Raw genomic sequence first — 20,486 nt, 5'->3', positions numbered from 1 at the left:
ATCAGCTTGATCACACGACACGCCGCACCAAATTGCTACCGGCCCTTCCTCCACGCCCGTACGGTGTGAATCGTGAGCAGTAGCGGCCTTATCTACGCCGTCATCGTAGGGGCCTGGGCCGCCTATCTGGTGCCGATGTGGCTCCGCAGGCAGGACGAGCTCAACGAGGCGCGCCCGACGGAACGCTTCAGCACCGCCATCCGCCTGCTGGCCGGGCGTTCGGCGCTGGAGCGGCGGGCGTCCCGGGCCCTGGGTGACGAACCGCGTGACGACGAGCAGACCAAGGACGGCCCTCCCGAGCGGGACGAGGCCGCCTCAGACGACCCTGCCTCCGGCGCCCCCGCCTCCGGTGACCCTGTCTCCGGCGCCCCCGGGGCGGCGCCGGGCGGTCCCGCGGACGGGCCGGCGGCCCCCCGCCCGGCCGTCCGGGCCGAGGTGCGCCCGGGGCCCGCGGGCGGCGGCTCCGAGCGCCGGGCGCGGCTGCTGGCCCGCCGGCGCCGGATGGTCACCGCCCTCTTCCTGGCCTTCGCGCTGGGCGCGGTGGTCGCGGCGGTGGCCGGACTGGCCTTCCTCTGGGTGCCCGCGCTCCCGGCCGTCCTGCTCACCCTCTACATCGGCCACCTGCGCCGGCTGGAGCGCCAGCGGTACGCGGTGAAGCTGGACCGGGTCCGCGCCGCCCAGGCCGCCGAGCGGCTGCGCAAGCGCGAGCAGCAGCGCGCCGAGGCCGCCCGGGAGAAGGCCGCCGCCGAGCCCGCCCCCGCCCCTGCCGAACCGGCGGCCGGGGCGCCCGCCGGCCGCGGCCGGCCGCACCTGCGGCTCGCCACCGAGGCCGACGCGGCCCGGGCGGCCTCCGAGGGCGCCGCCGCCGTCTCGGCCTCGGCCGTGGCGGAGGCCACCGAGCACGAGGAGTGGGTCGACGGCATGCGGGAGCGCGGCGCGGCCGGACCGGACTCCTGGGAGCCGGTGCCCGTCCCGCTGCCGACCTATGTGACGGCCCCGGTGGCCCCCCGGGTCAACCGCGGTCTCGACCTGTCGGCCCCCGGCACCTGGACCGCCGGGCGCCCGGCCGAATCACGGCGCACCCCGCTCTTCGACCAGTACGCCGAGCCCCCCGCTCCGGAGCCCCGGCCCCGCGCCGCCAACGAGTAGCCGGCCCCCGGACAAGCGAAGAGGCCCCCTCCCCGGGGGCCTCTTCGCCGTCCGGGGCCGCCCCCGGGGCCCCCACCAGGGGGTGGTCACGGACCCCCTCCGAAAGGTGCTAGAGTTTCTTCTCGTTGGGGCTGTGGCGCAGTCCGGTAGCGCACCTCGTTCGCATCGAGGGGGTCAGGGGTTCGAATCCCCTCAGCTCCACCCAACGGAAGTCCCGCCCGATCGGTTGATCGGGCGGGACTTCTGCGTTGTGGGGGTGCGCCGGCCGACGGGGGGTCAGCCGGGGTGGTGCGGGGGCGCATCGAGGGGCGTGAGGCGGATCACGTGCGGGAACGGCCGAGGGCCGGCCCGGAGGATCCTCCGGGCCGGCCCTCGGGGCCGAGCGGGTCAGGGCTGGCCGGAGCCCGCGTACGGGCCGGGCTGCGGGGCGCCGGACTGCGGCGGGACCGCGCCGTAGCGGGCCGGACGGCGGCCGCGCGGGTGCCGGGTGAGGGTGTAGCCCGCGACGCCCGCCAGGGCGGCCAGGACGCCGCCGGCCAGGGTCCAGAACCAGCGGCTGTTCCAGCCGGAGAACCAGCCGGTGTACCAGTGCTCCTCGGGCTCCTCCGGGGCCGCCGCCTTGGCGGTCGCGGCGCCGCCGCCGGCCGGCGGGACCAGCGGGGCCTTGAGCTCGCCGCCCTCCGGCTGGGCGTTGTCGGCGTCGCCCTTGGCGGCCACGCGCAGCTGCACCGAGGCGGCCAGGCCGAGGTCGGGCTGCGGGGCGTCGGAGACCGAGAGCCGGACGTAGTAGCTGCCCGGCAGCGGGTCGCCGGACCACGGCTCGGCCCAGGAGCGGATCTCGCGCAGGGTGCAGCTGAGCGCCAGCGTGCCGGTGGCCTGCTCGGCGGTCGCGTTCTGGGTGCCTTCGGTGCAGGCCTGCCGGCGGCGCAGGCCGTCGAACACCTCGACGCTCCAGGTCTGCGGGCCGTGCCGGTCGGCGGACGGGGCGAGGGTGACGGTCAGGTCCACCTTGGCGGTCTGGCCCTCGGCGGCGCCGAACGCCCAGTACAGGTAGTCGCCGGTGGAGGCGGCGACCGCGGCGTCCTGGCCGGGGGCCAGGTTGACGGCGGTCAGGAAGGAGGTGCCGGCCTTGTTGGCCGGGGCCGGGCTGCCGCTCGCGCTCGGCGAGGGCGAGGCGGCCGTGGCGGCCGGGGCCGTCAGGGTGAGCGCGGGGAACAGGGCCAGCGCGGCCGCGGCGGTGCGGAGGAAGGTCGTACGCATGGTCAGTTCTCCTGCCAGACAGCGATGCGCCAGCGCGCGATCCAGCCGAACAGCACGCCGGTCACCAGGCCGGCCAGGGTCAGCACGAGCAGCAGGATCCAGCCGCGGCCCAGGCCCATCGCCGGGCCGTCCGGGGCGGGGGAGGCGGCGGTCAGGTCGACCGTCAGCTCCAGCGGCAGGCCGGGGTCGGCCGCCACGCCGGCCTGCGGGGCCAGCGAGTTGGAGACCACCAGGCAGACGGTGGTCTCCGGCTTGCCGCTCGGCGAGGCGGAGGCGGTCGCGGTGGAGGTGGCGTAGCCCTTGGAGGCGTCGGCGGACCAGCGCAGGCCGGTGGAGACCACGTCGGTGCGGCCGCTGCCGGCGTCGGTGCCGCGGACCAGCTCCTGGCCGGCGGTGCTGGTGGCCTGCAGCAGGACGCCGTAGTCGCGGGCCACCGCGCGGTCCGGGGAGACGCTGACGGAGGCGCGCAGTTCCTGGCCGGCCTTGACCGCGACGCGGTAGGCGCGGTGCTCGGAGAACTTCTCGCGGTCGCTGTAGACGCCCGGGGTGAGGACCGGCGCGGACTCGCAGGTGTCGGTGCCGGCGGTCTTGACCGGGGTGACCGTGTAGGTGTCGTTGGAGCGGTCGACCAGCTGCTTCACCTTCTCGGTGAGCTGCTCCTGGGTGCGGACGTCGGTGTAGGTGCCGCCGGTGGCGTTGGCGATGCAGAGCAGCTGCTGGCGGGTCTTGTCGTCGTGCGCCAGGCCCAGGGTGTCGACCACCAGGTGGATGCCCTGGGAGGCGAGTTCGCGGGCGACGTCGCACGGGTCGGGCGGGGTGCAGGTGTCCTCGCCGTCGGTGATCAGCACCACCCGGCGGGTGGTCTCGCCCTTGCCGAGGTCCTGGGCGGCGCCGCGCAGCGCCAGGCCGATCGGGGTGAAGCCGGTCGGCCGCAGGGTCGCGACGGCGGTCTTGGCCTCGGTCTTGTTGGTCTTCCCGACCGGGAAGAGCTGCTTGGTGTCCAGGCAGCCCTGGGCCTTGTCGGCGCCCGGGTAGTTGGCGCCCAGGGTCCGGATGCCGAACTCGGTCTCGGCCGGGAGGGCGTCGATGACGTCGTTCAGGGACTGCTGGGCCACCGCGATGCGGGTCTTGCCCTGGATGTCGGCCTCGCGCATGGAGCCGCTGACATCCAGCACGAGGTCGACCCGGGGGGCCTCCTTGCCGGCCGCGCCGGCTGATGGTTCGTCGGCATGGGCGGGCAGGCCGCTGAGCAGCGCCCCGCCCGTTATCGCCAGGGCGGCCAGCAGGCTGCCGAGCCTGGCCTTCGGTCGTCGTAGTCCGGTAGTCACCCGCCGATCCTAGGGACCATCAGTTCGCCGTGGCCAACGTGCGACGGTGCGCGATCGGGCGGGCTCCGGCGTGAACTCGCGGACGCCGGCGGGGTGGTCGGGCCCCGGGTGCACGGGGGTGCGCCGGTCGCGCGGAGCGGTGGTGACGGAGCTTCGGGCAATACGGGACACACCGGGTGAAAAGTCGATTGATAGGGATTTACTCGTTAGGGTGACGAGCGGGGCGAGGACACCGTCGCAGCGGCACCCGCCCCGGTCGGCACGTCCATTCGAGGGAAGGACCCGTACGTGAGCAACCTCTTCGCGATCGCGTATCCGGATCTGGCCACCGCCAGGGCGGTGCGCGACGAAGCGGTCGGCCTGCAGAAGCAGCGGCTGATCGAGCTGGAGGACGCGGTCGTCGTCGAGCGCCGCGAGGACGGGAAGATCAAGCTGCACCAGCAGGTCAGCACCACCGGGGCCGGGGCCGCCTCGGGGGCCGTCTGGGGCGGGGTGATCGGCCTGCTGTTCTTCATGCCGTTCCTCGGGGCGGCGGTCGGCGGCGCGGCCGGGGCCGCGGTCGGCGCCACCACCGACATCGGTGTGGACGACGACTTCATGCGCCAGGTCGGGCAGCACCTCCGGCCGGGCACCGCCGCGGTGTTCCTGCTGGTCCGCACGGCCACCGCGGACAAGGTCGTCCCGGCGCTGGCCCGCCACGGCGGCCAGATCATCCAGACCTCGCTCTCCGCCGAGGCCGAGGCCGACCTGAAGGCGACCGTCGAGGCCTCCCGGGCGCACGCCGCCCCGGTCGTCTGATCCGGGCCTGCGTCTGACCCCGTCCTCCGCCTGACCCCCGGATCCCGCCGGAACGGCCGCTCACGCCGGGGCGGACGGGCCCGTCGCCCGTCCGCCCCGGCCGTCACCCCGGCGGTGCCCCGCAGCCCCGACTTCCTGGACGGTCCGTGGCGCCACCCCCCGCCGTGACGAGAGCCGCAGGCCGGCCGCGCCGGACCGTGCCGACCCGGCGCACCACCGAACTCGTGCTCGTCCTGGCCGCCGTGCTGATCGCCGTGCTCGGCTACGCCGCGGTGGGCCTGACCGTCGACGGCACGGTGCCCGCCGACGCGGGCGGGTACGGGGCCGCGCTCGGGGTGACGGCACTGCTGGCGCACGGCGCGGTCCGCTGGAAGGCGCCGTACGCCGACCCGCTGCTGCTGCCGATCGCCCTGCTGCTGAACGGCGTCGGACTGGTCGTCATCTACCGGCTGGACCGGGCCACCCCGGGCAACGCCGCGCCCGCCCAGCTGCTCTGGTCCACCCTCGGGGTGGGCCTGTTCGTGCTGGTGCTGCTCCTGCTGCGGGACCACAAACGGCTCCAGCGGTACGCCCACATCGGCGCGCTGGCGGCGCTCGTCCTGCTGGTGCTGCCGATCTTCTTCCCGCCGGTGTACGGCTCGCGGATCTGGATCACCGTCGGACCGCTCTCGCTCCAGCCGGGGGAGTTCGCCAAGGTCCTGCTGGCGGTGTTCTTCGCCGCCTACCTGGCCGTGCACCGGGACGCGCTGGCGCTCACCGGGCGGCGGGTGCGGCCCGGTCGCAGCGGACTCCGGCGGCTGCCGCCCGGGCGGGTGCTCGCGCCGGTCCTGGCGATCTGGGCGGCCTTCGTCGGGGTGCTGGTGCTGGAGACCGATCTCGGCACCTCGCTGCTGTTCTTCGGCCTCTTCGTGGTGATGCTGTACGTGGCCACCGCGCGGACCGGCTGGATCGCCGTCGGGCTGTTCCTGGCCGCGGTGGCGGCGGTGGGGGTGGGGTGGCTCTCGCCGCACGTGCACAGCCGGGTCAACGACTGGCTGGACCCGCTCGGCTCGATCGCCGAGGGGCGCGGGGCCAACCAGATCGCCCAGTCGCTGTTCGCCTTCGCCTGGGGCGGCGAACTGGGCGCCGGGCTGGGCAACGGGCACTCCGCGCTGATCGGCTTCGCCGCCAAGTCCGACTTCATCCTCGCCACCATCGGCGAGGAACTCGGGCTGACCGGGCTGTTCGCGGTGCTCCTGCTGTACGCGCTGCTGGTCTCGCGGGGGTTCCGGACCGGGATCGCGCTGCGCGACCCGTTCGGGCGGCTGCTGGCGATCGGACTGGCGGCGCTCGTCGGCCTCCAGGTGTTCGTGGTGGCGGGCGGGGTGCTGGACCTCATCCCGCTGACCGGGATGACCCTGCCGTTCGTCGCCCAGGGAGGCTCCTCGGTGGTGACCAACTGGATCATCGTCGCGCTGCTGGTGCGGATGAGTGATGCCGCCCGGCGCCCGGCCCCGGGGGAGGAGCGGTGAGCCGGCGGCGCGCGGGCGGGCGGCCGGGCGACGGGCCGCAGGGGCTGCCGGGGATCTCCGTCACCGGGCGCCGGGCCGGCACCTTCTGCCTGCTGCTGATCGTGGCGCTCTGCGCCCAGGCCACCCGGGTGCAGGTGTTCCGGGCCGACGAGCTCAACCACAACAGCGCCAACCAGCGGCTGGTCATCGAGCGGTACGCGCAGCCGCGCGGCGGCATCCGGGTGGGCGCCGACAGCGTCACCGGCTCCGAGGCCACCGGCGGGCGGTACGACTTCAAGCGCACCTACACCGACGGGCCGCTGTTCGCGGCGGTCACCGGCCACTCCTCGCAGACCTACGGCAACAGCCAGCTGGAGGGCACCGAGGACGCGCTGCTCTCCGGCACCGACCCCCGGCTGTCGGGCCGGGCGGTGTGGGACGCGGTCGCCCGGCGGCGGAACCCCGGCGGGGACGTCCGCACCACCATCGACCGGGCCGCCCAGGAGGCGGCGGTGCGCGGGCTCGGCGGCCAGAAGGGCGCGGTCGCCGCCATCGAGCCGGCCACCGGGCGGATCCTGGCGCTGGCCTCCACCCCCTCCTACGACCCCGGGAGCTTCGCCGGCACCTCCGCCGGCGATCGGGAGGCCTGGAACCGGCTGCAGGCCGACCCCGACCAGCCGATGCTCAACCGGGCGCTGCGCCAGACCTACCCGCCCGGCTCGACCTTCAAGGTGGTCACCGCGGCGGCGGCGCTGGAGAGCGGCGTGGTCACCGACATCGAGGCGCCGACCGACGCGCCGTTCCCGTACGTCCTGCCGGGCACCACCACGCCGCTGGTCAACGACACCCCGGCCTGCGACGAGCCCGGCCAGTCGCTGGACACCGCGATGACGCTCAGCTGCAACAGCGTGCTCGGGTACCTCGGGGTGCGGGTCGGCCTGGAGCGGATGGTCGCGACGGCGGAGGCGTTCGGCTTCAACGACCCCCGGCTGGACACCCCGGTGCGGGCGGCCCGCTCCGTCTTCGACACCCGGATGGACGAGGCGCAGCTGGCGCTCTCCTCGATCGGCCAGTTCGACACCGCGGCCACCCCGCTGGTGATGGCGATGGTCGCGGCGGGGGTGGCCAACCGCGGCACCGTGATGCGTCCACAGCTTGTGGACAGTCTGACCACGAGCGACGGCACGGCGGTGCAGCTGATGCGGCCCGCCGTGTACCGGCGGGCGATGAGCCCCGGCACCGCCGGGCAGGTGCGGCGGCTGATGGTCGACGTGGTGGAGAAGGGCACCGGGCGCGCCGCGCGGATCCCCGGCGCGGTGGTCGGCGGGAAGACCGGCACCGCCCAGCACGGGGTGGACAACAGCGGGACGCCGTACGCCTGGTTCATCGCCTGGGCCGGCCCGGCCGGCCCGGACGCGGTGCCGCCGGTGGCGGTCGCCGTGGTGATCGCGGACAGCGACGCGACCGAGGTGACGGGCGGCGGGCTCGCGGCCCCGGTCGCCCGTGCGGTGATGCAGGCGGTGCTGTCCGGATGAGTCCCTTACCGGCGGCTCCGACCTGCGGCTTTAGCCGGTCGGCGGCGGATCCGCCGTCTGCGAAGTGTCCGGTTTGTGCATGCCGGTGCGACGGTTCGTACAATGCGCGCGCCGCGACTGTTCGTTTGCGACACTGGTGTTTTCGCGGGGTACTGCCCATCTTTGTTCGGTTGGTCCCCGATGGCACCCTTCGGCGCGTCGAGTGACCAGCCGCTCCGACCCTCCCCGCCCAGAAAGACCCCCGTTTTGGCCAGCAACACGCTCGGCGCACGCCTTCTGAGGCGCAAGCCCGTCATCACCCTGATCGCCGAGAGCGAGGGCCGCGAGGGCCTGCCCGCCGGTGCGCCCGAGGAGGGCGGACGTTCCGGCATCCACCTGCGCCGCTCGATCGGACTCTGGCAGCTGTCCGCGATCGGCATCGGCGCCACCATCGGCACCGGCATCTTCTTCGTGCTGAACAGCGCCGTGCCGTCGGCCGGACCGGCCGTCATCCTGTCCTTCGTGATCGCCGCGGTCACCGCCGGCCTCACCGCGCTCTGCTACGCCGAGATGGCCTCGGCCATCCCGGTCTCCGGGTCCTCGTACTCCTACGCCTACGCCACCCTCGGCGAGGGCGTCGCCTTCGCCGTCGGCATCTGCCTGCTGATGGAGTACGGCGTCTCGGCCTCCGCGATCGCGGTCAGCTGGGCCGAGTACCTCAACAAGTTCTTCGACCTGGCCTTCGGCTTCAAGATCCCCGAGGCGATCTCCGGCGCGCCGGACAGCACCCACTGGTTCAACCTGCCGGCGCTGCTGCTGGTCACCATGGTCTGCTTCCTGCTGATCCGCGGCGTCAGCGAGTCGGTCAAGGTCAACACGGCCATGGTGGCCATCAAGCTGCTGATCCTGCTGCTCTTCATCTGCGTCGGCCTGACCGGCTTCCACTCCGGCAACCTGACCCCGTTCATGCCGCTGGGCATCGGCGGCGTGCAGGTCGCCGCCTCCACCATCTTCTTCTCCTTCATCGGGCTGGACGCCGTCTCCACGGCCGGTGAGGAGGTCAAGAACCCCCGGCGCACCCTGCCGATGGCGATCCTCATCTCGCTGGTGGTGGTCACCCTGCTGTACATCCTGGTGGCCCTGGCCGGCGTCGGCGCCCAGCCGTGGCAGAAGTTCGAGGGGCAGGAGGCCGGCCTCGCCCAGATCCTCCAGGACATCACCGGCCAGAGCTGGCCCGCCATGCTCTTCGCGATCGGCGCGATCGTCTCGATCTTCTCGATCACCCTGGTGGTCATCTACGGCCAGACCCGCATCCTCTACTCGATGGGCCGCGACGGCATGCTGCCCAAGCGCTTCGCGGAGCTCTCGCCGCGCACCGGCACCCCGGTCTGGAACACCATCGTGGTCGGGCTCGGCGTCGGCGCACTGGCCGCCTTCGTGCCGCTGCGAGTGCTGGCCGACATCACCAGCCTGGGCACCCTGATCGCCTTCTCGGTCGTGGCGATCGGCGTGATCGTGCTGCGCCGCACCCAGCCCGACCTGCCGCGCGGCTTCAAGGTGCCGGGCTATCCGGTCGTCCCGCTGGTCAGCGTCGGCTTCTGCGCCTACCTGATCAAGGGCCTGCACGCGGACACCTTCAAGGCGGGCGGGATCGCCCTGGCGCTCGCCGTGGCGGTCTACTTCGGCTACAGCATCAAGCACTCCAAGCTGGAGCGGGCGGACCGGCAGGCCGAGGCCGGGAGCAAGGTCGGCTGAGCCGGCGGTGCGCCGCCGACGGGGCCGGCCGGGGGAGGACCGAACCCCCCGTCGGCCCCGTCCGTACCGACGGACACTCCCGTTCCCGACATGGCGACAGCGCACCGCCCCCGGCCCTAACCTTCCACCATGGTGAGCACCCGCACGCCCGGCCATTCCCGCCCGCGCGGCCGCTTCACCGGCCGGGGCGCGACCCCGTCGACGCCCGCCCCGGCCGTCCCGTCGGCCGTTCCCCAGGCCGCCCCTGCGGCCGTCCCCTCCACCCGGCGCGGCCGCCTGCGCGGCGGCCCGACCCGCCGGGCGTTCCCCCACCAGCGTGGCGGGAGCGGCCCGCCGGACCTGCCCGATCGGCTGAACCGGCCCGGCCTCGCCGCGCACCGCGGCGTCCAGCTGCTCGGCTGTCTGACCGCCGCCGGGTGGGCGGCCGGCTTCCCGCTCGTCTCCGACCTGCCCAACCAGCGACTGTGGGGCACCCTCGCGGCCCCCGCCTACCTGCTCGCCGGGCTGCTCTGCCTGGTCCTGCCGCGCCGCCTCGCCGCCCGGGCCGGGGCGGCGGCCGCCCTGCTGGGCGCCGTGCTGGTGCCGCTCGTGGTCCTGGTGCTGCAGGGCCGCCACCAGTCCGAGGTGATGGTGGTCGAGCGCTCGGCGCACCTGCTGTTCACCACCGGCAGCCCGTACCTGGCGCACCCGGTGGTGGTCACCGACTACAACCCGTACCTGCCCGCGATGTCGCTGTTCGGGGTGCCGCACACCCTGCTCGGCGAGGGCAGCGCCCTCGCCCGGCTGGCCGGGGACGCCCGGATCTGGTTCGCGGTGGCCTTCGTGGCCTGCCTGCTGGCGAGCTGGCGGCTGCTGCGGCCCACCCGGGACCGCGGGCCGCTGCTGCCGCTGACCGTGCTCACCGCCTCGCCGCTGGTCGCGCTGGCGCTGGTCGGCGGCGGGGTGGACCTGCCGCTGATCGGGCTCTGCTGCCTGGCCATGGCGCTGGCCGAACGGGACCGGACCATCGCCGCCGGGCTGGTGCTGGCCCTGGCCGGGACCCTGAAGTGGACGGTCTGGCCGGCGCTGCCGGTGGCCGTCCTGCTGCTCTGGCGGCTCTACGGGCGGCGGCCGGCCGCCCGGGCCGGGCTGACCGCGCTCGGCGCGGCGTCCGCCGTCATGGTGCCGTACGCCCTGACGCGGGCCGACGAGCTGCGCGAGCAGGTGGTGCGCTTCCCGCTCGGGCTGACCGCGGTCCAGACGCCGGCTGGCAGCCCGCTGCCCGGCAAGGTGCTGGCCGGGTTCGGTCCCGGCGGGCACATCGCCTCGCTGGTGCTGCTGACCGTCGGCGGCCTCGGGGTGACGGTCTGGCTGCTGGCCCGGCCGCCGGTCTCCGCGATCGCCGCCGCCGACCTGCTGGCCGGCGGGCTGGCGATCGCCTTCATGCTGGCGCCGGCGGGGCGGTTCGGCTATCTGGCGCTGCCGGTCGTGCTGATGATCTGGCCCCGGCTGGCCGCCCGGCGGTGGAGCGCCCGCCCGCCCGTCCCCTCGGCCTGCCTGCTGGCGCAGGCCGAGCCCGCCCTGCCGGCGGTGCGGTAGGGCGGGCTCGGCGGGGGCGTCAGCGGGTGCCGGCGGCCTTGATGATCGAGGCGACGGCGGGACCGGCGGCGTCCACGCCGTGGCCGCCGCCCTCGACCTCGGCGGCGACCGCGAGGTTGCCCCGGTAGGCGGTGAACCAGCTGTTGGTGGTGGCGATGCCGGTGGCCTCGGCGGAACCGGTCTTGGCGCCCGCGTTGTCGGAGATCCCGGCCATCACCTCCTGGGCGGTGCCGCCGGTGGCGGTGGCGGCCATCATCTGGCGCAGCTTGCCGGCGACGTCGGGGGTCATGTCGCGGGCGGCCTTCTGCTGCGGCAGCTCGGCGACCAGGATCGGCTGCTTGAAGGTGCCGCTCTGCACGGTGGCCGTGATCGAGGCGATGGCCAGCGGGTTCATCTGGACCTTGCCCTGGCCGATCGACTGCATGGCCTGCTCGTCCTTGTTGGTGCCGGCGTCCGGCACCACGGCGTCGAAGCTGGGCAGGCCGGTCTGCCAGTTCAGGCCGATGCCGTAGACGTCCTTGGCCGTGGTGGTCAGCGCGCCCGGCTTGAGGCTGGTCAGGCCCTGGTCGATGAAGGCGGTGTTGCAGGAGATCATGAAGTCCTGCTGGAGCGTGTTGTTCGGGTGCGCGTCGGGGAACGAGTTCGGGATCTTCTTCGGGTTGCTGCTCAGGGTCGGGCAGGGCACCGGGGTGTCCGGGTTGATCCCGGCCTCCAGCAGGGCGGTGGAGGTGAGGATCTTCAGCGTGGAACCGGGGGCGAGCTGTCCCTGGAAGGCCCGGTTCAGACCGGTGACCGGCGCGTTGGCGAAGGCCAGGACCTGGCCGGTGCTCGGCTCGATGGCGACGATCGAGCCCTTCTTGCCGCCCAGGTCGGTCATCGCCTTCTCGGCGGCGGCCTGGAGGGTGGCGTCGATGGTCAGCTTGAACGGCTTCGGGGGCTTCGGGTCGACGATGGTGAACAGCCGGTCGGGCACGCTGTTCTGGTCGGCGGTGTTGGTGATCACCACGCCGGTGCCGTTGTCGCTCTGGTCCTTGTTCTGGTCCGCGAGCAGCTTGGCGACCTTGGCCTGCACGGTGGCGACCAGCGGGGTGATCGAGGGGCTGTTCAGCGCCTTGTTGTTGCGGTCCACCACGTTGCCCGCCAGCGGGGGCAGCGGCTGGACGGAGATCGTCTCGCCCGCCGCCAGGTGCGGGTGGATCACCGACGGGGCCCAGTGCACGGCCGGGGTGTTGTCGCTCATCTTCACGACGCTGAGGAAGCCGTTGTAGTCCCAGACCCGGTTGGTGCCCTCGAACTCGGCGCGGGCCTTGAAGCCCATCAGCACCCCGGCCGGGCCAGCGGACGGCGCGGCGGACGGCGCGGCGGAGGCGGAGTCGGTGGCGCCCGGGGTGGCCGCGGCGGCGGGGGTCGTGCTCTTGGCGGGGGAGGGGGTGCCGGTCGCCGAGGCGAAGGCCGCCGGGGTGGCCGGGCCGGACGGCGCCAGGGTGAGCCCGCTCGGCTTCACCTGGTCGCGGAACGCGCTCAGCGCGGTGGTCGCGGTCGCCGGGTCGTCGGTCAGCGAGGCCGCCTTGGCGAGGTCGCCGGCCGCCCAGGCGTCCAGGAAGTCCTTGGCCCCGGCGGTGGCCTGCTCGGCGGTCGGGGGCTCGGCGACCACCGTGCGCTGCTTCTTGGCGGACGGCTCGCCCTTGTCGTCCGAGCCTCCGACGAGGCTGTACGCCCCGTAGCCGCCGGCGGCGAGCATGGCGACGGCCACGCCGGTGATCAGGCCGGTCTTCGCGCCATTGCGCATGGTGATGTTCCCCCAAGGGTCAGGCGGTCGGCCGCAGCCGGAGGTGGCCGGATGCGCGTTCGGAGCCCAGCCTAGGCAGCCGGGCTCCGTGCACCGACGAAGGGAGCCCGTCTTGTGACGGTTCTGGTACGTGCTGCGCACCACTTCGGTACGCTCCGCCGCCCCCCGTTCGCCGTCAGATCCAGGTGTTGAACCACATCCGCCGGCGCCAGTCCTCCATCGGGATCGTCTCGCCGGTGTACAGGGGGTGGAAGAAGAGGAAGTTCCACATGATCAGCAGGACCACCAGGCCGGCCGCCGCGGCGCCGATGATCCGCCGGTCCCGGGAGGCCCCGGCCGGCCCGATCAGCGCGCCCACCAGCATCGTCACGGCGAGCACCAGGAACGGCACGAAGCAGACCGCGTAGAAGAGGAAGATCGTCCGCTGCTGGTAGGCGAACCAGGGCAGGTAGCCGGCGGCCAGGCCGCAGAGCACCGCGCCGGCCCGCCAGTCGCGCCGGGCCGCCCACCGCCACAGGCAGTAGACCAGGGCGATCACGCCGGTCCACCAGAGCAGCGGGGTGCCGATGCCCAGCACCTCGCGGGCGCACTCGTTCACCGTGCAGCCGGCCGTCCCCTGCTTCGGGGACTCGTAGAAGAAGGAGACGGGCCGGCCGAGCACCAGCCAGCTCCACGGGTTCGACTGGTAGGTGTGCGGGTCGCTCAGGTGGGTGTGGAAGTCGTAGACCGTCGAGTGGTAGTGCCAGAGCGCGCGCAGGCCCTCCGGGATCCACGGGTAGTCGGTGGAGCGGCCGACCGCCCAGTCGCGGCCGTAGCCGCCCTGGTTCGGCGTGGTGCTGCTGGCGAACCAGCCCCACCAGGAGGTGAGGTAGACGACCGCCGAGACCACCACGAGCGAGACGAAGGCGGGCACCGCGTCGCGGACCAGCGTCCACAGGTAGGGGCGGTCGGCGCCGGCCAGCCGGCGCGAGCCGGCGTCCCACAGCACCGTCAGCAGGCCGAAGGCGGCCGCCACGTACAGCCCGCTCCACTTGGTGGCGCAGGTCAGGCCGACGCAGACGCCGGCGGCGATCCGGTACGGGCGCCAGCCCAGGTTCATCCGGTGGGCGAGCGCCGGGTCCGGCCCGCCGCCGTGCGCCGCGAGGCGGGCGGCGATCCGGGCCCGGGTGTGGTCGCGGTCCAGCAGCAGGCAGCCGAAGGCGGCGAGGATCCAGAACATCACCACCAGGTCCAGCAGCGCGGACCGGCTCATCACGAAGTGCAGGCCGTCCACCGAGAGCAGCAGGCCCGCCACGCAGCCCAGCAGGGTCGAGCGGAACAGCCGGCGGGCGATCCGGGCCACCATCAGCACCGAGAGGGTGCCGAGCAGCGCCACCGCGAACCGCCAGCCGAAGGGGTTCATCCCGAACAGCTGGATGCCGGCGCCGATGATCCACTTGCCGACCGGCGGGTGCACCACGTAGGAGGGGTTCGACTGGTACGGGACCGGGTCGCCCGCCATGATCCGGTCGTTGGCGCCCTCCGGCCAGCTGATCTCGTAGCCGCCGTGCCAGAGCGCGTAGGCGTCCTTGGCGTAGTACGTCTCGTCGAAGATGATCGCGTTCGGCGAGCCGAGGTCGCTGAACCGCAGCGCGCCGGCGAACAGCGCCACCGCGAGCGGGCCGAGCCAGCCGGACCAGCGGATGAGCCAGGACCACAGCGGCGCCGGAAGGGACAGGCCCAGCCGGAGCAGCAGCGGCGAGGGCGGCACCCGCTTCGGGGTGACGCCCGGGCCGTCCGGCATCGGCGGGACCAGGCGCTCGGCCAGGGGGGCGGCCGGCGGCGGCGCGTAGCCGAAGCGGGCCAGGCCGCGCAGCCAGGCGGGGCGCGGCGGCGGGGGTATCGAGCCGCCGTCGTCGCCGTCGCCGTCGGGGTCGACGGGCTCGGCGCCGCCGTCCGGGTCGCGGGGCCCGGGCAGGGTGGGTGACGACTGGTCCGTCAGGACCGGCACGCCGACGTCACCCCGCGCGGTGTGGTCTGTACCAGTGGGCGTTTGCGCCGCCGTGTCGCCGTTCATCCGCCACATCGTAGGGGCGCATCGTGAGCCTGCGGAGGCTCCCTCCGAAGCTGCCCGAATCGTCACCAAAAGCGCCCGGCCGCCGGTTGCTGGAAGGATGGGGTCCGTGACAGGAGTACTCGTACTGGCAGGAACCCCCATCGGCGACGTCGCGGACGCCCCGCCCCGGCTGCTCACCGAGCTGGCCTCGGCGGACGTCATCGCGGCCGAGGACACCCGCCGGCTGCGCCGGCTCACCCAGGCGCTCGGGGTGACCCCGGCCGGGCGGGTGGTCTCCTACTTCGAGGGCAACGAGGTCGGGCGCACCCCCGAACTCGTCGAGGCGCTGCTCGGCGGCGCCCGGGTGCTGCTGGTGACCGACGCCGGGATGCCGTCCGTCTCCGACCCCGGCTACCGGCTGGTGGCCGCCGCGGTCGCCGCCGACGTCAAGGTGACCGCGGTGCCCGGGCCGTCCGCGGTGCTCACCGCGCTGGCGCTGTCCGGGCTGCCGGTCGACCGGTTCACCTTCGAGGGCTTCCTGCCGCGCAAGAGCGGCGACCGGGCCCGGCAGCTGGCCTCGATCGCGGCCGAGCCGCGCACCATGGTCTTCTTCGAGGCCCCGCACCGGATCGCCGAGGCGCTCGCCGCGATGGCGGAGGCGTTCGGCGCCGAGCGGCCGGCCGCGGTCTGCCGCGAGCTGACCAAGACCTACGAGGAGGTCCGGCGCGGGCCGATCGGCGAACTGGCGGCCTGGGCGGCGGAGGGCGTCAAGGGCGAGATCACCGTGGTCGTGGCGGGCGCCCCGCCGGCCGCGCCGCAGGAGCTGACCCCGGCCGAGCTGGCCCGGCTGGTGGCCGTCCGGGAGGAGGCCGGCGAGCGCCGCAAGGAGGCGATCGCGGCGGTCGCGTCCGAACTGTCGATGCCCAAGAGGGAGGTGTTCGACGCGGTCGTGGCGGCCAAGAACGCGGCCGCGCGCACCCTCGGCGGCGCGGCCGGGGAAGCCTCCTGAAGTGGTCGTGACAAGCCGCTGAGCTGCGGGTACGCACTGTTCGTCGGCGATGTGCCGCACGGCGCACGGGCGCGTACCGTGGAGGGAAGGCCCCCGGGTAAACGCCCGTCGAGCTGAAGCTTCGGTCGAGGTTCCCGGACAGGACCCACCCTTTCGTATAGGGATTCCCAACCTGCCTCCAAGTCTTCACAAGACGGGCATCCCCAGGGGCTTTCCGGGCATTTCCTGGGATGGAAAGACCCAGCCGGGCGAGCGCCCGGCGGGCGCTGGGAGACGGCTATGAGCGAGACGATCGGTAGCCCCCGCAGTGGCAACGCCCTGAGCGACCCCGGCCCGAGCGGCACCGGCCCGAGCGGCCGGACGCACACTCCCGTCGAGACCGTCCGGGAGGCCTACTCCTTCGCGTGCCTGAGCTGCGGGTACGGCTGGGAGCAGGCGTACGACATCGAGCACCACGTCGCCCGGGACGGGCACGTCGTCTTCGAGTACCACGCCAACGGAGTCCGGGTGCCGTCGCCGCTGCTCAAGCCGACCTGCCCGGGCTGCGGCGGCCACACCGTGCGGATCATGCGCGAGGGCCGGGTGGGCACCGCCGACCAGTCGCGGCAGCACGCCCCCGGGTTCGCGGCGCACGCCGAACCGGCCGGGGCGCCGGCGGTGGCCCGGCCGGTCGGGACCGCCCCGGCGGGCGGGCGCTGGGCGCGGTTCTGGGCGCGGCTGCGGGGCTGAGGGCCCCGGGGCGACAGCGGGCCGGCGCTCCGGGTGACCCCCGGGCCGCCGGCCCTCGCCGTCGGAGGGCGCGCGCGGGCCCGACTAAGCTTGCGGACCATGGCGGCCACTGCAGAGCACAGCACCACCGGGGTCACCACCCCCGCGTACTACGTCACCACCCCGATCTACTACGTCAACGATCGTCCCCACCTCGGCCACGCGTACACCACCGTGGCGGGCGACGTGCTGACCCGCTGGCACCGCCAGCGCGGCGAGAAGGTGTGGTACCTGACCGGCACGGACGAGCACGGTCAGAAGATCCTGCGCACCGCCGAGGCCAACGGCGTCACCCCGCAGGAGTGGTGCGACAAGCTGGTCGAGGAGGCCTGGAAGCCGCTCTGGCAGCACCTGGAGATCGCCAACGACGACTTCGTCCGCACCACCCAGGAGCGGCACACCGCCCGGGTGCAGGAGTTCGTCCAGGACCTGTACGACAAGGGCGAGATCTACAAGGGCGGCTACTCCGGCCCGTACTGCGTCGGCTGCGAGGAGTACAAGCTCCCCGCCGAACTGCTCGACGGCGCCACCGAGGGCGAGAAGCTCTGCCCGATCCACAAGAAGCCGGTCGAGTGGCTGGAGGAGGAGAACTACTTCTTCCGCCTCTCCGCGTACGGCCCGAAGCTGCTGGAGTTCTACGCCGAGAACCCCGGCTTCATCGCCCCCGAGTCGGCCCGCAACGAGGTGCTGCGCTTCGTCGAGCAGGGCCTGCAGGACCTCTCCATCTCCCGATCCACCTTCAACTGGGGCGTCCCGCTGCCCTGGGACGAGAAGCACGTCCTGTACGTGTGGGTCGACGCGCTGCAGAACTACATCACCGCGGCCGGCTACGGCGCCGACCCGGAGCGGTTCGCCGAGCTGTGGCCGGCGTCGGTGCACCTCGTCGGCAAGGACATCCTGCGCTTCCACGCGGTGATCTGGCCCGCGATGCTGATGGCGGCCGGCCTGCCGCTGCCGAAGCGGGTCGTCGCCAACGGCTGGCTGATGGTCGGCGGCGAGAAGATGTCCAAGTCCAACCTGACCGGCATCGCCCCCACCGACCTGACCTCGCACTTCGGCGTGGACGCCTACCGCTACTACTTCCTGCGGGCGATCCCGTTCGGTACCGACGGCTCGTTCTCCTGGGAGGACTTCACCGCCCGGTACACCTCCGAGCTGGCCAACGACTTCGGCAACCTCGCCTCCCGGGTGGCGGCCATGGTCGGCAAGTACTTCGACGGCGCGCTGCCGGCCGAGGCGGCGCCGGGCGAGGCCGAGCGGGCCGTCGCGGAGGGCCTCGTGGCGGCGGTCGCGGCCGCCGACCGGAAGATCGGCGAGGAGCTGGACTTCGCGGGCGGGCTCGCGGCGGTCTTCGACTTCGTCAAGCAGGTCAACGGCTACCTCAGCGAGCAGGAGCCGTGGAAGGTCGCCAAGGACGACTCGGCCGAGGGCCGGGCCCGGCTGGCCACCATCCTCTACACCGCCGCCGAGTCGCTGCGGGCCACCGCCGTGCTGCTCAACCCGGTGATGCCGACGACCGCCGAGAAGCTCTGGGCCTCGCTCGGCGCCGCCGAGGGCCTGGGCCCGCTCGCCGCGCAGACCGTCGCCGAGGCCGCGCAGTGGGGCCGGCTGCCCGCCGGTGCCACCGTCACCAAGGGCGACATCCTGTTCCCCCGTCTCGAGGAGAAGCCGGCCTCCTGAGGCCCGAGCGAAAACGACTCAGACCGGAGAGGAACGACTGATGCCGAAGAAGGACGACGAACGGTCCACCCCGCCGCCGCTGCCCGCCCCGCTGGCGGTGGCGGTCGCCGACTCGCACACCCATCTGGACATGCAGTCCGGCACCCCCGAGGAGGGCCTGGCCAAGGCTGCCTCGGTCGGGGTGACCACCGTCGTCCAGGTCGGCTGCGACGTGCCGGGCTCGCGCTGGGCCGCCGAACTGGCGGCCCGGTTCGAGCAGGTGCACGCCGCCGTCGCCCTGCACCCCAACGAGGCGCCGCGGATCTTCCTGGGCGACCCGGACGGCTGGTCCGGACAGCGCCGGGAGCCGGGCGGGCGGGCCGCGCTCGACGCGGCGCTGGCCGAGATCGACGCGCTCGCGGCGCTGCCGCAGGTCCGCGCGGTCGGCGAGACCGGCCTCGACTACTTCCGCACCGGGCCGGAGGGCGTGGAGATCCAGAAGGAGTCGTTCCGCCGCCACATCGCGATGGCCAAGCGGCACGGCAAGGCCCTGGTGATCCACGACCGGGACGCCCACGAGGACGTCATCGCCGTCCTGCTGGAGGAGGGCGCCCCCGAGCGGACCGTCTTCCACTGCTACTCCGGCGACGCCGAGATGGCCAAGGTCTGCGCCGAGCACGGCTGGTACCTCTCCTTCGCGGGCCCGGTCACCTTCAAGGCCAACCAGCCGCTGCGCGACGCCCTCACCGCCACCCCGCTCGACCGGATCCTGGTCGAGACCGACGCCCCCTTCCTCACCCCGCACCCCTACCGCGGCCGCCCCAACGCCCCGTACCTGATCCCGGTCACGGTCCGCTCGATGGCCGACACCCTGGGCCTGTCCGAGGAGGAGCTGGCCACGGCGATCGCGGACAACACGGCGCGGGCGTTCGGGTACTGATCCGTTCGAACGAATGTCTCGTTCAGGAGAAACGGCTCGGCACTCCTGGCGGCTTCCTGGGCTGGCTAGCATGAGTGCAGTGAGGGAGGTGGCCATGACCGCCATGCCGATCGACGAACCCGTTGACGATCACATCGACTGGTTCCATCCGCCGTCCCAGGGCTGGACGTACGAGCAGGCTCGGGATTTCGACCTGCCGTTCGAATGGGATCTGGTGGACGGAGTCATCGTGGTCCGGGGACAGACGAACCTCTGGCACGACAGGTGCGTTCAGGGCTGGAGCGAGGGCTGTTCGCCGCGCGTGTCGAGCACTGCGCGGTTCTGCCGGAGCGGTGCATGTAGATCCCCTACTACTGGCGGGTCGAGCGCGGCATCGACGACCTGCCGATCGTCCACGAGTTCCACCGGGACGAGGAGAAGGGCGTCTACCTCCCCGTCGCCCAGCACGAGGGCGTGCTGCGGACCTCGGTTCCGTACCCCGTGGAGATCGACCTCGCGGCGGTCGTCGAGCTGTGAGGGGGCGGCGCGCCCGTATCCTTGGCGGGTGAGCACCACCGATCCCACCTCTGACAGTCATCTGCTGGGCGCCGCGGACATCCGGGCGCTGGCGGAAGCGTTCGGCGTGAAGCCGACCAAGCAGCGCGGGCAGAACTTCGTCATCGACGGCAACACCGTGCGGCGGATCGTCCGGGCCGCGGAGGTGACCGGCGAGGACGCGGTGGTCGAGGTCGGGCCCGGGCTCGGGTCGCTGACGCTCGCGCTGCTGGAGGCCGCCCGGCACGTCACCGCCGTGGAGATCGACCCGGTGCTGGCGCGGCACCTGCCGGACACCGTCGCCGCCCGGATGCCCGGGAAGGCCGAGGCGTTCGACCTGGTGTTCAGCGACGCCATGCTGGTCACCGAGCTGCCCGGGCCGGCGCCGACCGCGCTGGTCGCCAACCTGCCGTACAACGTGGCCGTGCCGGTGCTGCTGCACATGCTCGCCACCTTCCCCAGCATCGAGCGCACCCTGGTCATGGTGCAGAGCGAGGTCGCCGACCGGCTCGCCGCCAAGCCCGGCAACAAGGTGTACGGCGTCCCGTCGGTGAAGGCCAACTGGTACGCCGAGGTGAAGCGGGCCGGGGCCATCGGCCGCAACGTCTTCTGGCCCGCCCCCAACGTCGACTCCGGGCTGGTCTCGCTGGTCCGCCGCGAGCCGCCGAGGACCACCGCGAGCCGCCGGGAGGTGTTCGCGGTCGTCGACGCCGCGTTCGCCCAGCGCCGCAAGACCCTGCGGGCCGCGCTGGCCGGCTGGGCCGGCTCCGCCGCCGGGGCCGAGCAGGCACTCGCCGCCGCCGGGATCGACCACAAGCTGCGCGGTGAGATGCTCACCGTCGAGCAGTTCGCCGCCATCGCCGAGAACAAGCCGGAGTAA

16 protein-coding genes and 1 tRNA gene are annotated in these 20,486 nt (G+C 73.7%); 12 read left to right on the top strand and 5 right to left on the bottom strand.

All coding sequences use genetic code 11. The features are described 5' to 3' along the window. Positions 1-72: 72 nt before the first annotated feature. Positions 73-1,149 carry a gephyrin-like molybdotransferase receptor GlpR gene (gene glpR / locus ACFCLZ_RS16895; RefSeq protein ID WP_380285721.1) on the top strand — a complete coding sequence of 359 codons (1,077 nt, stop codon included), beginning with the start codon at positions 73-75 and terminating at the stop codon, positions 1,147-1,149. 127 nt (positions 1,150-1,276) lie between these two features. Then, positions 1,277-1,350 (top strand) — tRNA-Ala (locus tag ACFCLZ_RS16890). A 186-nt stretch (positions 1,351-1,536) separates the two neighbouring features. Here ACFCLZ_RS16890 and ACFCLZ_RS16885 read toward each other — a convergent pair. Next, positions 1,537-2,409, bottom strand: coding sequence for a peptidase (locus ACFCLZ_RS16885; RefSeq protein WP_380285720.1), 873 nt, complete (start codon positions 2,407-2,409; stop codon positions 1,537-1,539). 2 nt (positions 2,410-2,411) lie between these two features. Then, the gene (locus ACFCLZ_RS16880) at positions 2,412-3,737 is read right to left on the bottom strand and encodes a VWA domain-containing protein (protein ID WP_380285719.1); all 1,326 of its coding nucleotides are present in this window, start codon (positions 3,735-3,737) and stop codon (positions 2,412-2,414) included. A gap of 288 nt (positions 3,738-4,025) precedes the next feature. Between ACFCLZ_RS16880 and ACFCLZ_RS16875 the strand changes: the two genes are divergently transcribed. From ACFCLZ_RS16875 to ACFCLZ_RS16855, 5 genes are all read left to right on the top strand, one after another. Beyond that, the gene (locus tag ACFCLZ_RS16875) at positions 4,026-4,535 is read left to right on the top strand and encodes a DUF1269 domain-containing protein (protein ID WP_380285718.1); all 510 of its coding nucleotides are present in this window, start codon (positions 4,026-4,028) and stop codon (positions 4,533-4,535) included. Between the two features lie 164 nt (positions 4,536-4,699). Beyond that, positions 4,700-6,046 carry an FtsW/RodA/SpoVE family cell cycle protein gene (locus tag ACFCLZ_RS16870; RefSeq protein WP_380285717.1) on the top strand — a complete coding sequence of 449 codons (1,347 nt, stop codon included), beginning with the start codon at positions 4,700-4,702 and terminating at the stop codon, positions 6,044-6,046. 53 nt (positions 6,047-6,099) lie between these two features. After that, positions 6,100-7,560 carry a penicillin-binding transpeptidase domain-containing protein gene (locus ACFCLZ_RS16865; protein WP_380286194.1) on the top strand — a complete coding sequence of 487 codons (1,461 nt, stop codon included), beginning with the start codon at positions 6,100-6,102 and terminating at the stop codon, positions 7,558-7,560. Positions 7,561-7,740: 180 nt separating this feature from the next. Beyond that, positions 7,741-9,294 (top strand): amino acid permease, encoded by a 1,554-nt coding sequence (locus tag ACFCLZ_RS16860; protein WP_380285716.1) that lies wholly within the window; start codon positions 7,741-7,743, stop codon positions 9,292-9,294. Positions 9,295-9,423: 129 nt separating this feature from the next. After that, positions 9,424-10,872 (top strand): glycosyltransferase 87 family protein, encoded by a 1,449-nt coding sequence (locus ACFCLZ_RS16855; protein WP_380285715.1) that lies wholly within the window; start codon positions 9,424-9,426, stop codon positions 10,870-10,872. 19 nt (positions 10,873-10,891) lie between these two features. Here the strand turns inward: ACFCLZ_RS16855 and ACFCLZ_RS16850 are convergent, their stop codons facing one another. Beyond that, on the bottom strand, positions 10,892-12,661 hold the full coding sequence (locus ACFCLZ_RS16850; RefSeq protein ID WP_380285714.1) for a penicillin-binding transpeptidase domain-containing protein: 1,770 nt from the start codon (positions 12,659-12,661) through the stop codon (positions 10,892-10,894). Positions 12,662-12,836: 175 nt separating this feature from the next. Continuing rightward, positions 12,837-14,642 carry a dolichyl-phosphate-mannose--protein mannosyltransferase gene (locus ACFCLZ_RS16845; protein WP_380286193.1) on the bottom strand — a complete coding sequence of 602 codons (1,806 nt, stop codon included), beginning with the start codon at positions 14,640-14,642 and terminating at the stop codon, positions 12,837-12,839. A 181-nt stretch (positions 14,643-14,823) separates the two neighbouring features. Between ACFCLZ_RS16845 and rsmI the strand changes: the two genes are divergently transcribed. From rsmI to ACFCLZ_RS16825, 4 genes are all read left to right on the top strand, one after another. Beyond that, complete coding sequence (gene rsmI, locus ACFCLZ_RS16840) at positions 14,824-15,705, top strand: 16S rRNA (cytidine(1402)-2'-O)-methyltransferase (protein ID WP_380285713.1); 882 nt, start codon at positions 14,824-14,826, stop codon at positions 15,703-15,705. A gap of 279 nt (positions 15,706-15,984) precedes the next feature. Continuing rightward, on the top strand, positions 15,985-16,434 hold the full coding sequence (locus ACFCLZ_RS16835) for a hypothetical protein (RefSeq protein WP_380285712.1): 450 nt from the start codon (positions 15,985-15,987) through the stop codon (positions 16,432-16,434). 99 nt (positions 16,435-16,533) lie between these two features. Next, positions 16,534-18,153 (top strand): methionine--tRNA ligase, encoded by a 1,620-nt coding sequence (gene metG, locus ACFCLZ_RS16830; protein WP_380285711.1) that lies wholly within the window; start codon positions 16,534-16,536, stop codon positions 18,151-18,153. 40 nt (positions 18,154-18,193) lie between these two features. Then, the gene (locus tag ACFCLZ_RS16825; RefSeq protein WP_380285710.1) at positions 18,194-19,072 is read left to right on the top strand and encodes a TatD family hydrolase; all 879 of its coding nucleotides are present in this window, start codon (positions 18,194-18,196) and stop codon (positions 19,070-19,072) included. Positions 19,073-19,342: 270 nt separating this feature from the next. Here ACFCLZ_RS16825 and ACFCLZ_RS16820 read toward each other — a convergent pair whose 3' ends face one another. After that, positions 19,343-19,627: a hypothetical protein gene (locus ACFCLZ_RS16820; protein WP_380285709.1), complete on the bottom strand. Its 285-nt coding sequence runs from the start codon at positions 19,625-19,627 to the stop codon at positions 19,343-19,345. Here ACFCLZ_RS16820 and rsmA point away from each other — a divergent pair. Next, positions 19,617-20,486 (top strand): 16S rRNA (adenine(1518)-N(6)/adenine(1519)-N(6))-dimethyltransferase RsmA, encoded by an 870-nt coding sequence (gene rsmA, locus ACFCLZ_RS16815; RefSeq protein ID WP_380285708.1) that lies wholly within the window; start codon positions 19,617-19,619, stop codon positions 20,484-20,486. The two genes, ACFCLZ_RS16820 and rsmA, sit on opposite strands and share 11 nt — an antisense overlap.

This window comes from Kitasatospora purpeofusca (assembly GCF_042691725.1).
Lineage (GTDB): Bacteria > Actinomycetota > Actinomycetes > Streptomycetales > Streptomycetaceae > Kitasatospora > Kitasatospora purpeofusca_B.
This window is presented reverse-complemented; position numbering and strand designations above follow the sequence as displayed.